Source organism: Burkholderia sp. Ac-20344, assembly GCF_017104975.1.
Classification (GTDB): domain Bacteria; phylum Pseudomonadota; class Gammaproteobacteria; order Burkholderiales; family Burkholderiaceae; genus Burkholderia.
Genome location: NZ_JAAGPP010000004.1, coordinates 121559 through 135427, shown reverse-complemented (window position 1 = coordinate 135427; position 13869 = coordinate 121559). Strand labels below are relative to the sequence as shown.

Sequence of the window (13869 nt, the reverse complement as noted above, 5' to 3'; positions counted from 1 at the left end):
CGACCGCCTGGTGATCAACGCGCAGAACTGCGTGCACTGCAAGACCTGCGACATCAAGGACCCGACGCAGAACATCGTGTGGGTCACGCCGGAAGGCGGTGGCGGGCCGAATTACCCGAACATGTAACGCAACGCATCCCCGCGCCTGCGGGCGCGAACGAACCGGAGCAAGACGATGAGCAATGCAGCGAAAGAAGTCGTGGTGGTGAGCGGTGTCCGTACCGCGATCGGTGATTTCGGCGGCAGCCTGAAGGATTTTTCGCCGACCGACCTCGGTGCGAAGGTGGTCGCCGAAGTGCTGTCGCGCGCGAACGTGTCGGGCGATGCAGTCGGGCATGTCGTGTTCGGCCACGTCGTGAACACCGAACCGAAGGACATGTATCTCGCGCGCGTCGCGGCAATCAATGGCGGCGTGGCGCAGCATACGCCCGCGCTGACCGTGAACCGCCTGTGCGGCTCGGGCCTGCAGGCGATCGTGTCGGCCGCGCAGACGATCATGCTCGGCGATGCCGACGTCGCGATCGGCGGCGGTTCGGAGAACATGAGCCGCGCGCCGTATACCGTGCCGGCCGCGCGCTTCGGCCAGCGCATGGGCGACGGCAAGCTCGTCGACATGATGCTCGGCGCGCTGCACGACCCGTTCCAGACGATCCACATGGGCGTGACGGCCGAGAACGTCGCACGCAAGTACGGCATTTCGCGTGACGCGCAGGATGCGCTGGCGCTCGAATCGCATCGTCGCGCGGCGCGCGCGATCGCGGAAGGGCGCTTCAAGGACCAGATCCTGCCGATCTCGATCCGTACGAAGAAGGGCGAGGTCGCGTTCGACACCGACGAGCACGTGCGTCACGATGCGGGCCCGGACGACTTCACGAAGCTGAAGCCGGTGTTCGCGAAGGAGGACGGCACGGTGACGGCCGGCAACGCATCGGGCATCAACGATGCGGCCGCAGCCGTGCTGATGATGAGCGCGGATGCCGCGCGTGCGCAGGGCGTGAAGCCGCTCGCGCGTCTCGTCGCATATGCGCACGCGGGTGTCGATCCGGCGTACATGGGCATCGGCCCCGTGCCGGCCACGCAGAAGGCGCTCGAACGCGCGGGCCTGAAGATCAGCGATCTCGACGTGATCGAGGCGAACGAGGCGTTCGCGGCCCAGGCATGCGCGGTCACGCAGGAGCTCGGCCTCGATCCGGCGAAGGTCAACCCGAACGGCTCGGGCATTTCGCTCGGTCACCCGATCGGCGCGACCGGTGCGCTGATCACGGTCAAGGCGCTGTACGAACTGAAGCGCATCGGCGGGCGTTACGCGCTCGTGACGATGTGTATCGGCGGCGGCCAGGGGATTGCTGCGATCTTCGAGAACATCTGATAATCGAACACTCAGCACCCGAACACACAGGAAATTTCATGGCCATCGAAATCGTCGGCGTCGTGGGCGCCGGAACCATGGGCAACGGCATTGCGCAGACCGCCGCCGTTGCGGGACTCAATGTCGTGATGATCGACGTCAGCGACGCCGCGCTCGAGAAGGGCATCGCGACGCTGAAGGGCAGCCTCGAGCGGCTCGTGTCGAAGGACAAGCTCGACGCAGCCACGCGCGATGCGGCGCTGGCGCGCATCACGACGTCGACCGATTACGCGAAGCTTGCGGCGGCCGATATCGTGATCGAGGCCGCGACCGAGAACGTCGAGCTGAAGGGCCGCATCCTGAAGCAGATCGAGGCCGTCGCGCGGCCCGACGCGATCATCGCAACCAACACGTCGTCGATCTCGATCACCGCGCTCGCGGCGGCGCTCGCCGATCCGGCGCGCTTCGTCGGCATGCACTTCTTCAACCCGGTGCCGCTGATGCCGCTCGTCGAGATCATCCGCGGGCTGCAGACGAGCGACGCGACCGCGTCGGCGGTGCGCGAGCTGACCGAGCGTTTCGACAAGTCGCCGATCGGCGTGCGCAACTCGCCGGGCTTCGTCGTGAACCGGATTCTCGTGCCGATGATCAACGAGGCGTTCTTCGTGCTGGCTGAAGGCATCGCGTCGGCCGAGGAGATCGACGCGGGGATGAAGCTCGGCGCGAACCACCCGATCGGGCCGCTCGCGCTGGCCGACCTCGTCGGCCTCGACGTGTGCCTCGCGGTGATGGACGTGTTCGTGAAGGACTTCGGCGATCCGAAGTATCGCGCGTGCCCGCTGCTGCGCGAGATGGTGACGGCTGGAAGGCTCGGGCGCAAGACCGGGCGTGGGGTGTACGACTACAGCAAGTAAGTGGCGCGTGACGCCCGCTCGCGCGGCCGCCTTTGGGCGGCCGCGTGCATTTGAGCGGCTCGATTACGCGTCGAGCACCGACAGATCCCGCGGCAGCGCACGCTTGAACATCGCGAGGAGCTGCCGCGCCGCCTTCGGCGGCAGCGTGATCGCATGGCGCACGGCCGCCGCGATCTGGATCATCATCAGCTCGGCGAATGCGCTCCGTTGCGCATGCGGGGTGCCGGGCGCCACTTCTCCCAGCGCATCCGCGAACAACCCGGCCAGAAACTCCCCGTCCGCCCGGTCGAGCGCCTGCAGCGCGCGGTCGGCCTGCGTGGCCCGCCAGATGTCGCGCATCAGCGGCTCGTCGACGAACATCCGGTAGTAGCTGTCCGTGATGCGGCCGAGCGTGGCGTGCAGGTCGTCGAGCGTCTTCATCTTCGCAAGGTCGCGCCGCACGCAGTCGTGCCCAGCCTCGTTGTAGCGCTCCGCGAGCGTGCCGATCACGGCCGCCTTGTCCGGAAAATACTGGTACAGCGAGCCGAACGAGATGCCCGTGCGTTCGACGATGTCGCTCATCCGGAACGCGTCGCAGCCTTTCTCGATCATCACTTCCGACGCGCACGCGAGGATGCGCTCGAACCGCTCGCGGCTGCGCTGCTGTGTCGGCACCCGCCGCGCGCGCGCCGGCGCATCCGCCGGGTCCGCTGCTGCTGCGGACGCATCGTTCTGCCCCGATTTTTGTCGGCCCATGCCGCCTCCGGAAAAATTTGACGTTGCTAATGCGAGAGTCTATCGTGTTTTTAAAATGCGATGAATTCTCGTATTTAAGTCAAAGGAGACGGTCATGTCGGCACTTCCCATCCTCATCGTCGGCGGTTCGGGAAAGACGGGCGCCCGCGTCGATGCACGGCTGCGCGCGCGCGGCATCGCCACGCGGCCGGTGTCGCGCACGTCGGCCGTCCGCTTCGACTGGACGGCGCCCGCGATGTGGCCGGCCGCGCTTGAAGGCGTATCAGCCGCCTACGTAACCTACCAGCCCGATCTGGCCGTCGAAGGCGCGGTGGACGCGATCGCCGCATTCGCGCGGCTTGCGCGGGAAAGCGGCGTCGAGCGCGTGGTGCTGCTGTCCGGGCGCGGCGAGCCCCGCGCGCAGGCCGCCGAGGCTGCGTTGCAGGCGTCAGGTGTGGGTTGGGGCGTAGTGCGCGCGAGCTGGTTCAACCAGAACTTCTCCGAGGGCTACCTGATCGACGGCGTGCTGGCCGGCGAAGTCGCGTTGCCGGCCGGCGCGGTGTGCGAGCCGTTCGTCGATGCGGACGACATCGCGGACGTGGCCGCTGCTGCGCTCATCGATGCGCGTTTCGCGAACCGCGTGATCGAGGTCACGGGCCCGCGCGCGCTGACGTTCGCCGAAGCGGTCGGCGAAATCGCGCGGGCCGCTGGCCGGCCGGTCGTCTATCGCGAGATTCCTGCCGATGCGTTCGTTGCCGGATTGCGCGAGGCCGGCGTACCGGAGCCGGTCGTCGCGCTGCTCGATGATCTGTTCAGCGTGGTGCTCGACGGGCGCAACAGCGCGGTGACGCACGGCATCGACGAGACGCTCGGGCGGCCGGCACGCGATTTCGCCGACTATGCGCGCGCGACGGCCGCGACCGGCGTGTGGAGCGCACGATCATGATCGTGTTCGTGACCGCCGCATTGCTGTGGGGCTCGGCCATCGGCTGCGGGCTGATGGCCGGCGTGTATTTCGCGTTCTCGACATTCGTGATGACGTCGCTCGGACGGATCGCGCCGCGTGCCGGCGTGGCTGCGATGAATGCGATCAACGTCGACATCGTGCGTTCGCCGTTCATGCCGCTGTTCCTCGTCACGACGCTGATGGCGCTTGCCCTGGTCGTGCTCGCGCTGCTCGATCGCGACCAGCCCGGCGCGATGGCGGCGGTCGCGGGCGGCGTGCTGTACGTGTTCGGGATGTTCGCGGTGACGATGGCCGTCAACGTGCCGCTCAACGATGCGCTCGCCGCGGCCGATCCGTCGACCGCACACGGCGCCGCGCTGTGGACGCGCTACGTGCACGTCTGGACGATGTGGAATCACGTGCGCACGGTGGCGTCGGCAGCCGCGTGCGTGTTTTTCATCGTGGGGATCGCGGCGCGGTAGGGGCGTGCGGGATGCGTTCTAAGCGTAAAACGCCGACGGCGACACGCCGAAATGCCGCTTGAACATCGCGGAGAACGCGCTCTGGCTGCTGTAGCCGTGATCCATTGCGACGGTCAGCACCTTCTCGCCGTGCGCAAGACGCTTGAGCGCGAGCAGCAGCCGCGCCTGTTCGCGCCAGCGGCGGAAGCTGAGCCCCGTCTCGCGCCGGAACGCGCGATGGAGCGTGCGAACCGACAACCCGAGCAGGTCGGCCCACTCGGCGATCGTACGGAGGTCGTCGGGCGCGGCGACGAGCGCATCGCAGATCGTGCGCAGGCGCGCGTCGTGCGGCCACGGCAGGTACAACGGCAACAGCGGCGCGACCGTCACCTCGGCGAGCAGCAGGTGCATCAGGTGGTCGTGGCGCGAGCCCGGCGCATAGTCGAGCGGCACGTCGACCGCGGCGAGGATCAGCTCGCGCAGCAGCGGATGCACTTCCACGACGCAGCTCCGCGCGGGCAGGTGCTCGACCGCGCCCGGCTCGACGAACACGGTGCGCATCTGCACGTCGCCGCTCATCTGCACCGTGTGGTCGAGCCCGGCTTCGAGCCACACGCCGCGCGTCGGCGGCACGACCCACGACGCGCCTTCGGACTGCACGTGCATCACGCCCTCGATCGCATAGAGCAGCTGCGCGCGGCGATGCCGGTGCGGCGCGATCGACGTGCCGTGTGCGTATGTCGCCGCCATCGCCGACACGGGCATCGGTGTCGATTCGTAGCGCAGGTGTGCGCCGGGCGGGGTGGACTCGAGTGTCCGATTGGCGACAAGTCGTGACATTTTGGCGTGAGACAGGCAGTTGGGCGGGCGGGCACGATGGCGTTCCCATCCACGCCAGATCCCTGTCACGATATTAATCCGTCAAATGCGATGAACAAGTCCCCTTTTCTGTTTCCCTTCTGCGCGATCGCGCTGTGGGCCGGCAACGTGGTCGTGTCGAAGCTGTCGGCGTCGACGATCGACCCGTCGGCGATCACCTTCTACCGGCTGCTGCTCGCCGTCGCGCTGATGAGCGTGTTCACGGCGGGCCCCGCGTGGCGCAATCGCGCTGTGCTCGTCGCGCACCTGCCGAAGCTCGCGGTGCTCGGCTTTCTCGCGATGGCGTTGTTCCAGAGCCTGTCCTACGAGGCCGCGAAAACGACGAGCGCCACCAACATGGCGATCATCACCGCGCTCGTGCCGCTGATGACGATGGCGCTCAGCTCTTTGCTGCTCGGCGATCCGCCGGGCGCCGGCATGGTGGGCGGCGGCGTGCTGTCGCTCGCGGGCGTCGTCTACCTGATTGCCGAGGGGCACCCGACGACGATCGCCGCGCGCGGCGTGCATGCGGGCGACCTGCTGATGCTGGCCGCGTCGGCTGCGTATGCGCTGTACGGCGTGCTGCTCAAGCGCTGGCGCATCGGTGCGCTGCCGGCATGGCAATCGACCTACGTGCAGGCGCTCGCCGCGCTCGTCTTCATGGTGCCGATGCTGCTGCGGCTGCCCGCGCAGGCCGCATGGCCGACGCGTGCGAGCGTGCCGCTGATCCTGTATGCCGGCGTGCTGGCGTCGGTGGTGCTGCCGTATCTGTGGATGCAGGGCGTGCGGCTGCTCGGCCCGAGCCGCTGCGCGATGTTCATGAACCTGCTGCCGGTGATGACGGCCGGCGGCGCGATCGTGCTGCTCGGCGAATCGCTGCGGCTGTATCACCTGATCGGCGGCGGCGTGGCGCTCGTCGGCGTGGCGATTGCGCAGCGGTTCCCGTTCCACGCGAGTGCGTCGCAGGGAGTGCGGCAATGAGCGGCGATCGCGATATGCAGAACCTGAGGGCCGCGCTGCCGGACGCTCGCGCTTCCGTCGATGGTCCGGCGCTCGCGCATCAGCTCGAGCGGATCGCAACCGCGCTCGAAGCGCTGGCGGGCACCGGCCAGCCGGCGGCCGTCGATTTCGACGCGGCCGTCGCATTCCGCTGGCGCGGCTTCGACGGCGGGCCGCGGACGGCGCCGCTCGAACCGGTCGCGGCGCCCGCGCTCATCGCGTTCGATGCGCTGCGCAACGTCGACCGGCAGGTGGCGATCGTCGAACGGAACACGCGACAGTTCGTGCGCGGGTTCGCGGCCAATCACGTGCTGTTGACCGGCGCGCGCGGCACCGGGAAATCGTCGATCGTGAAGGCGTGCCTGCACGCGTTTGCACCGCACGGGCTGCGGCTGATCGAAGTCGGCAAGGAGCGGTTGGGCGATCTGCCGGCGATCGTCGAGCTGGTGCGTGCGCGGCCCGAACGGTACATCGTGTTCTGCGACGACCTGTCGTTCGAGGCGGGCGAGACCGGTTACAAGGCGCTGAAGACGGTGCTCGACGGCTCGGTCGCGAGCGACCTGTCGAACGTGCTCGTGTACGCGACGTCGAATCGCCGCCACCTGATGCCCGAGCAGGCGAGCGATAACGCGAACGTGTCGCGCGCGGAGAACGGCGAGCTGCATCCGGGCGACGCGGTGGAGGAGCGGATTTCGTTATCCGAACGTTTCGGGATCTGGGTGACGTTCTACGGGTTCACGCAGGACGATTATCTGGCCGTTGTCGAAAGCAGGCTCGCTGAAACCGGGTTTGATGCCGAGCAGATCCGCGCGGCGCGCGAACAGGCGTTGCAGTGGGCGCTGGAACGCGGGGCGCGGTCGGGGCGGATTGCCGCGCAGTTCGTGCGGGATTATGCGGGGCGGCTAACGGAAGAGGGGGCCGCAGGATCCCGCTGAATCGCGGCCCCGGCGCGCAGGCCCGCGCGAACGGGCGGGGATCAACTGAAGTGATGGCTGAATTCGAGCCACAGGGTACGGCCGTAAGGCATGTAATAGCCGACCGTGTAGTAAGGCCAGCCGGCGGAATCGTCGTGCTTGATCGTGTTGAACACGTTGTTCATGACGAAGGTCAGCGACGTGTCGCGCGAAAACTGGTGCGAGATGCTCAGGTTCGCGAGCGTGGTCGGCGTCAGGTACGCGGTCTGGGCAGCATTCGGTACCTTGCCGTAGCGCTCGACCTGGATCGTCGACGTCCACTTCGGAATCGACCAGGTCAGGCTCATCGTGAGCTTGTCCGGCCACTCCGGGTTGCCGGTCGGGTTCGCGAGCGAATGCAGGAGATCCTGCACCGGGCCGTTCGTATATTGCTGGTACTTGTGGCTGAGGACCTTCGTGAAGTTGGCGCTCAACAGGAACGTGCCCGCACGGCCGGCGCGAACGCGCCATTTGCCGCCGAGGTCGAAGCCTGTCGTCTTTTCCATCGCGGCGTTGATCGGGTTCACGAGGATCGTGTTGATCGCGCCGGGATCGAGCACGGCCGTCAGCGGGTTGCGGATCACGCGGCTCAGCGCGTCCACGCAGTCGGGCGAACTGGCGCTCAGTTGTCCGGTGCGGCATGCGGATTCGGTTCGCAGCAGATTGTCCGGATCGATGGTCGTGACGAGATTGTCGATGCGGATGTTGTAGTAATCGGCCGACAGGTCGATGTCCGGCGTGGGCGCGAGCACGAAGCCGGCACCCCACGATTTGCCGTTTTCCGGCTTCAGGTTCGCATTGCCCTTCTGAATGAAGTTCGAGCCCGGCGACACGTTCGCGTATTCGCACGATGCGAGCGATTTCCCCGACTGGTTGCAGCGGAAGTAGTCGGTGGTCGATTCGAAATAGCCTTTCGACTGGCTCATGAAGATGTAATTCATGTCCGGTGCGCGAAAGCTCGTACCGTAATTGCCGCGCAGCAACAGCTCGCGCAGTGGCCGGTATTCGAGCCCGAGGTCGTACGTGAGCTTGTTGTTGCGGGTGCCGGCGAACGAGTAGTCGTCATAGCGCGTTGCGACGTTCGCGGTCAATTGGCTCAGGATCGGGATGCGCAGCTCGACCGCGGCCGCGTAGCGCTTGCGATTGCCGCTCGCACCGGTCGCGCCGGCCGAGTTGTAGTACACGCGTTGATTGAGCGCGGGGTCGATGGCGTTGCTGAAGCCCTGCGTGCCGTATTCGATCACGCTGGCGGCACGCACGGGGCCCGCCGGCAGCGAGAACAGGTTGCCGTTGGCGGCGAGGCTGAAGGTCTGCGTCCACGTGTTGTTCCTGCTGGTCGATTCGCCGTACATCGACGCGAACTGGTTCGGCGTGAGCGGGGTCGCGAAGCGTGCGGCGCTGGGCGCGTAGATCGGCGCGCCGTCGGCCGCGGTGCCGAGCTGCGGACCGAGGTAATAGCTGTCGACGTTCGACAACAGGCGCGGCACCGTCGCGCGGCTCTGGTAGCCGGACGCGCTGTACGTGAGCTCGTAGTTCCAGCTGCTGTCGGGCAGCTTGCCGCGCAGGCCGGTGATCAGGTTGCCCGCGACGTCCTCCCAGCGCTTGTTCCACACCGATGCGCCGCCGATCTCCTGCGGTGAGATGCGCTTGGTCCACGCCTCGTTCGCACCGGTTTCCTGGTTGAAGAAGTAGCCCGTCGTCGCCGCGGCCGACGTCCAGCTCGGGCCGCGTGTGTTGTTCTCCGTCTGGTTCCAGGCAGTCGACACGGAGCCGAACAGCGTGACGAGATTGCTCAGCCGGTATTCGACGCCGCCGTACAGGTTCTCGCTGACGTTGTTCGTTTGCGTCGTCCAGTACGACGGCTGCGCGCCGCCGCTACCGCAGTACGCGCCATTGCGGGTGTTGACGGTGGACGTGCCGCCGAATGCACCGATGCCCGCGAGCGCGCCGCACGCGCCGGCGGCGCCGACGTAGCGGCCCGTGTCGAGGTTCTGGCGTGCCCAGGTCTTGGTCGGCGTTTCGCCTTCGAGTGTGGACGCCGACATGAAGTCGCGCTGCCCGGACCATACCGGATTGGTCTTGCTGATCTCGAGGCCGAACACCGTGCTTACCGCACCGAATTCCTTGCCGCCCGACACCTGAAGCCGGCCGTTGCCGCCACCGCCGTCCCAGGTGCGGCCGCCCTTGACGTTGACCTCGATGCCGTCGATGTGCTTCTTCATGATGATGTTGACGACGCCCGCGATCGCGTCCGAGCCGTATACGGCGGAGGCCGCGCCGTTCAGGATTTCGATCCGGTCGATCATCGCCGACGGAATGTTGGCCAGGTTCACGAAGTTGACGTTGCCGTCGTACGCGATCGGATAGTCGGCCACGCGTCGGCCGTCGACGAGGACGAGCGTGTGGTTCGGGCCCAGGCTGCGCAGGCTGAGCGCATTCGCGGCCGGCGTGAACGTGTTGCCGAAGTCGGCGCCTTGCGTGAAGCCCGTGTTCTGGGTTTGCGACTGGAGCGCGTCGAAGACGTTTCGGTACCCTTTCGATTCGAGTTCCTGACCGGTAATGACGGTGACGGGCGTCGCACCTTCCTTCTCGGAGCGCGGAATGCGCGAACCCGTCACGACGAACGTTTTCAGCGATGCGGCTGCGGGCTTTTGCGTCGTTTCCCCGTTGCGCGCTGGTGCGGCGGCGCTGGCCGGATTCGGAGGCGCGCCGACGGCAGCTGTGCTCGACGCGGCTTCCTGCGCTGCGGCGGGCATCCATGTTGTCGCGAGGCCGGACAGGCAGAGCGCAATCGCGCTCCCTCTCTTGATGTAGAGCGACGTGTTTTGCATCTTCCAGTATGTTGACGAGCAAGTTCAATGGCTGGCAGTTGCCGGGCATCCACGCCGTTCACAGCGGCATATCGACTCGCAACCCCCTTTCGTTTGCGCAATTCCAGCGTCTGATTCAAGCTCCCGGAATGACGGGGGCGGTCTGAAAGCCGTCGAATGAATCGATTTTTCTTTCAGATGCCGTATTCGAGAGTAATGGCCGGTGGCGTGGCGAGAGACTTTATCGATCGTCTTTTTGTCCGGCAAATGATCGATACGTATATTGATGTGGTAGAGGGTGAGTAAATTTAAATGACCTGATAATTCAATTTGTCTTATGAAAACAAGAAAAGCACTCGGCTCCGTGCGATGTGCGGCATCGCAGTCGGTCATTCGGTGCAGGTCGCGCCATCCGGGCTGTTATGCGTAATGACTGATCGGATCGGCCGCTTGCTTTGAACCGCGGCCGGATATCGCCCCCGCTCGAGTGGACGCCTGCTTCGGGAAACATCGTTGCCGGACGAATAAAACAACGTGAAAGTTTGATGTGATCAAACTTGTCGAGATTGCCGGATGCCCCGAAATTGGGAATGTTTGATGTGATGAAACTTTTGACGTTTGAGTAATAAGTGGGCGAGTTTGATCCAATCAAACTTCGAATGTTTCATCAAAAAAAGTTTGACGGTCAAAATTTTTTCTTGATATTGTTCGCAATCAAGGAGCAGCGGTTTTTTAGGTATTCATTCCTTTCGGAATATCTTCCGTTTCGACCCGTGTGATCGAGGTCGGGCTGGCTCCGCCGGCTGCTGTTCGAGCAGACGGGTATCCGTTTCATTTTCTGGAATCTAATCAATTTCGATAAGCAGTGAGTTTCCCGTGTCGAGCGATCGGCGGGCGGGAAGCGCATTGTCTGGAATAAGCAATTCTGGTTTTACGGGTGTTGAATCAAACACTGCCGCTATCCGGGCCATGGGGCATCGTGCATCGGCGACATTCGCATTGGGGGGGCTGAAGGTGGGTATCAAGATCGAGGACGGCGTGTTCGCGTCCGGTGGCGGACCGGCGATGCCCGGGCGCCCGCGGCAGTTCGGCGCGAAACAGCGGAACCCGGTGCGCCGGTTCGGCGGCATCGCGATCGTGCTGCTGCTGCATGTGTTGCTGGTTTATGCGCTCGTCAACGGCCTCGCGACCAAGGTCGTGCAGGTGATTCAGCATCCGATCGAAACCCGCATCATCGAGCCGGTGAAGCCGCCGCCGCCCCCGCCACCCTTGCCGGTGGTCAAGCTGCCGCCGCCGAAAGCGACGCGGCCGCCGCCGCCGTTCGTGCCACCCGCGGAGGTGCCGGTGCAGGCACCGCCGCAAGCGACGATCACGCATCAGGCCGCGCCCGTGCCGTCCGCGCCGGCCGTGCAGGCACCGGTCGTCGCGCCGCCGGCGCCGGTGGCGAAGGCGGTCAGCCACGAGGTCGGGGTGGCCTGTCCGAATTCCGACCAGATGCGTGCATCGATGCAGTATCCGAAGGAAGCGCAGGAAAACAACATCACCGGCGACGTCACGATCGAATTCGTCGTCGATGCGGACGGCAACATCACCAACGAACGGGTGGCGCAATCGGCCGATCCGATCCTGGATCGCGCCGCCTACAACACGGTCAAGCGATTCAAGTGCGTGGCGCAGGGGCAGCCGGTTCGCGTCCAGGTTCCATTCTCGTTCAACCTGAACTGAACCGGTGCTGGGCGCCGGGATGGCGGGACGATATTTTCAATCGATCAGTTTAACGAAACAAATGGAGTAGGTATGGCAAAGCGTTCACTGGCCGCGCTGGCGGCCTGCATGTTGATTTCCGCCGTCGCGCTCGATGCGCTCGTCGCACCGCAGTTGGCGTTTGCCGAGTCGAGCGCGCCGGTGGCCGTGGCCGCGACGGCATCCGCACCGCAGGCGGGCGCGGACGAGCCATTGCCGCCGCCCGCGCCGGCGGCGACGAAGGCCGTCGAGAATCCGTACGGGCTCGGCGCGCTGTGGAAGAACGGCGATTTCGTCGCGCGATTCGTGCTGATTCTGCTCGTGATCATGTCGATGGGTAGCTGGTACATCATGATCGCCAAGTTCCTCGAGCAGTTTCGCGCGAACCGGCGCGCGAAGCTCGCGGACGAGCAGCTCTGGTCGGCCCCGTCGCTGTCGGCCGGCGCGAGCCTGCTCGACGAGGCGTCGCCGTTCCGCTTCATCGCCGAGACCGCGATCGAGGCCGGCGAGCATCACGACGAGGCGTTGCTCGAGGCGGTCGACCGCAATACGTGGATCGACGTCTCGGTCGAGCGCGCGATTACCAGCGTGTCGAACCGGCTGCAGGACGGCCTGGCGTTCCTCGCGACGGTGGGCTCGACTGCGCCGTTCGTCGGTCTGTTCGGCACCGTGTGGGGCATTTATCACGCGCTGACGGCCATCGGCATCGCCGGGCAGGCGTCGATCGACAAGGTCGCGGGCCCGGTCGGCGAGGCGCTGATCATGACGGCGATCGGGCTGGCGGTCGCCGTGCCGGCCGTGCTCGGGTACAACTTCCTGGTTCGCCGCAACAAGTCGGTGATGGAGCGCGTGCGCGACTTCGGCGCGCAGCTGCATACGGTGCTGCTCGCGGGGAGCAAGCGTCCGGTGCGGGCCGCCGGTGCGCCGGCCGCGTCGCTCGTGCACTGACGCAGGCGGGGGTGCGCGATGGCCATGAGCGTCGGACAGGACGACAACGACGACGTGATCGCGAACATCAACACGACGCCGCTCGTCGACGTGATGCTGGTGTTGCTGATCATTTTCCTGATCACGATCCCGGTCGTGACTCACACGATTCCGCTGGAGCTGCCGAAGGAAGCGGTGCAGCCGTTGCAGACGACGCCGAAAAGCGTCGAGATCGCGGTGAATCGCGACGGGCAGTTCTTCTGGGGCGAAACGCACGTGGACGGCCCGACGCTGCTCGCGAAGCTGAAGGGCATCTCGCAGATGTCGCCGCAGCCCGACGTGCACGTGCGCGGAGACGAGAATACGCGCTACGAGTTTATCGGGCGCGTGGTCACCGCGTGTGAACGGTCGGGTATCGCCAAGGTTTCTTTCATCACCGAGCCGCCGGCGCGCGGCGGGTAGGAGTCGACGATGGGCATGAACGTATCTTCGGGTGGCGGCGAGCCGGACGTGATGGTCGACATCAACACCACGCCGCTGATCGACGTGATGCTGGTGCTGCTGATCATGTTGATCATTACCATCCCGATCCAGATGCACTCGGTCAGGATGGATCTGCCGGTCGGGAATCCGCCGCCGCCAGCAAAGCCGCCCGAGGCCGTGCAGATCGATATCGCGCCCGACGGCGCGACGACCTGGAACGGCACGAGGGTGCCGGATCGTGCCGCGCTCGAGCTGAAGCTCGCGCAAGTCGCCACGGAACCCGTGCAGGCGGAGATCCGTCTGCGGCCGGACAAGCTCGCGCCGTACAAGGCGGTCGCCGGCGTGCTGGCAAGTGCGCAGCGTGTGGGTGCGACCAAGATCGGCCTGATTGGAAACGAGCAGTACATGCCGTGAAGCAGGTGGGCGCGCGGATGCTTCGGTCACGCGGGAAGCCCACGTCGGGAAGCGCCGGGCATCGCGCATCGCGAGGTATGGCGATCCGGTGACAGGCTGGTTGAATCGACGCAATCTGAACCCGTTCCTATTGATGTGGAGTGCGAATGTATCGATGCGATGCGAAAAGCAGGAAAGCCGTAACATCGAATGTTCGCCGCGCGACCAAGGTTTCCGTCGGGACCCAGTTTCGCCGCAAGCGGGCTGCGATCACGTTGACCGCGGGAGTGCATTCATCAAGCAGTTTCGACTACGGGTTC

At 65.6% G+C, this 13869-nt stretch carries 14 protein-coding genes; 11 read left to right on the top strand and 3 right to left on the bottom strand.

Translation table 11 applies throughout. The features are described 5' to 3' along the window. From G3N64_RS02825 to G3N64_RS02815, 3 genes are all read left to right on the top strand, one after another. The coding region (locus G3N64_RS02825) for a 4Fe-4S dicluster domain-containing protein (protein ID WP_131931286.1) at window positions 1-127 on the top strand (127 nt) is incomplete at its 5' end. A gap of 48 nt (window positions 128-175) precedes the next feature. Further along, window positions 176-1369, top strand: coding sequence for a beta-ketothiolase BktB (gene bktB / locus G3N64_RS02820; RefSeq protein ID WP_205782243.1), 1194 nt, complete (start codon window positions 176-178; stop codon window positions 1367-1369). 38 nt (window positions 1370-1407) lie between these two features. Further along, window positions 1408-2262: a 3-hydroxybutyryl-CoA dehydrogenase gene (locus G3N64_RS02815; RefSeq protein WP_205782242.1), complete on the top strand. Its 855-nt coding sequence runs from the start codon at window positions 1408-1410 to the stop codon at window positions 2260-2262. Between the two features lie 63 nt (window positions 2263-2325). On the opposite strand, the gene G3N64_RS02810 is transcribed toward G3N64_RS02815, so the two are convergent. Further along, window positions 2326-2997 carry a TetR family transcriptional regulator gene (locus G3N64_RS02810; RefSeq protein WP_205782241.1) on the bottom strand — a complete coding sequence of 224 codons (672 nt, stop codon included), beginning with the start codon at window positions 2995-2997 and terminating at the stop codon, window positions 2326-2328. 94 nt (window positions 2998-3091) lie between these two features. On the opposite strand from G3N64_RS02810, the gene G3N64_RS02805 reads away from it, so the two are divergent. Together G3N64_RS02805 and G3N64_RS02800 are read left to right on the top strand one after the other, a co-directional pair. Continuing rightward, window positions 3092-3922 carry an NmrA family transcriptional regulator gene (locus G3N64_RS02805; RefSeq protein WP_205782240.1) on the top strand — a complete coding sequence of 277 codons (831 nt, stop codon included), beginning with the start codon at window positions 3092-3094 and terminating at the stop codon, window positions 3920-3922. Then, complete coding sequence (locus G3N64_RS02800) at window positions 3919-4404, top strand: anthrone oxygenase family protein (RefSeq protein WP_205782239.1); 486 nt, start codon at window positions 3919-3921, stop codon at window positions 4402-4404. The genes G3N64_RS02805 and G3N64_RS02800 overlap by 4 nt, the downstream gene beginning before the upstream one ends. A gap of 18 nt (window positions 4405-4422) precedes the next feature. On the opposite strand, the gene G3N64_RS02795 is transcribed toward G3N64_RS02800, so the two are convergent. After that, window positions 4423-5223: a helix-turn-helix transcriptional regulator gene (locus G3N64_RS02795; protein ID WP_205782238.1), complete on the bottom strand. Its 801-nt coding sequence runs from the start codon at window positions 5221-5223 to the stop codon at window positions 4423-4425. 90 nt (window positions 5224-5313) lie between these two features. On the opposite strand from G3N64_RS02795, the gene G3N64_RS02790 reads away from it, so the two are divergent. Together G3N64_RS02790 and G3N64_RS02785 are read left to right on the top strand one after the other, a co-directional pair. Further along, window positions 5314-6222: a DMT family transporter gene (locus G3N64_RS02790; RefSeq protein WP_205782237.1), complete on the top strand. Its 909-nt coding sequence runs from the start codon at window positions 5314-5316 to the stop codon at window positions 6220-6222. Continuing rightward, entirely contained in the window at window positions 6219-7175 is a 957-nt protein-coding gene (locus G3N64_RS02785) for an ATP-binding protein (protein WP_205782236.1), read from the top strand. The genes G3N64_RS02790 and G3N64_RS02785 overlap by 4 nt, the downstream gene beginning before the upstream one ends. A 41-nt stretch (window positions 7176-7216) precedes the next feature. Here the strand turns inward: G3N64_RS02785 and G3N64_RS02780 are convergent, their stop codons facing one another. Next, window positions 7217-10024, bottom strand: a complete 2808-nt coding sequence (locus G3N64_RS02780) for a TonB-dependent receptor (protein ID WP_205782235.1) — start codon at window positions 10022-10024, stop codon at window positions 7217-7219. A 999-nt stretch (window positions 10025-11023) separates the two neighbouring features. Here G3N64_RS02780 and G3N64_RS02775 point away from each other — a divergent pair. The 4 genes from G3N64_RS02775 (at window position 11024) to G3N64_RS02760 (ending at window position 13570) form a co-directional block, all read left to right on the top strand. Then, entirely contained in the window at window positions 11024-11728 is a 705-nt protein-coding gene (locus G3N64_RS02775) for an energy transducer TonB (protein WP_205782248.1), read from the top strand. Window positions 11729-11800: 72 nt separating this feature from the next. Continuing rightward, window positions 11801-12694, top strand: a complete 894-nt coding sequence (locus G3N64_RS02770; RefSeq protein WP_205782234.1) for a MotA/TolQ/ExbB proton channel family protein — start codon at window positions 11801-11803, stop codon at window positions 12692-12694. Window positions 12695-12712: 18 nt separating this feature from the next. Next, complete coding sequence (locus G3N64_RS02765) at window positions 12713-13135, top strand: biopolymer transporter ExbD (RefSeq protein WP_205782233.1); 423 nt, start codon at window positions 12713-12715, stop codon at window positions 13133-13135. A gap of 9 nt (window positions 13136-13144) precedes the next feature. Next, on the top strand, window positions 13145-13570 hold the full coding sequence (locus G3N64_RS02760; RefSeq protein ID WP_205782232.1) for a biopolymer transporter ExbD: 426 nt from the start codon (window positions 13145-13147) through the stop codon (window positions 13568-13570). Window positions 13571-13869: the final 299 nt, after the last annotated feature.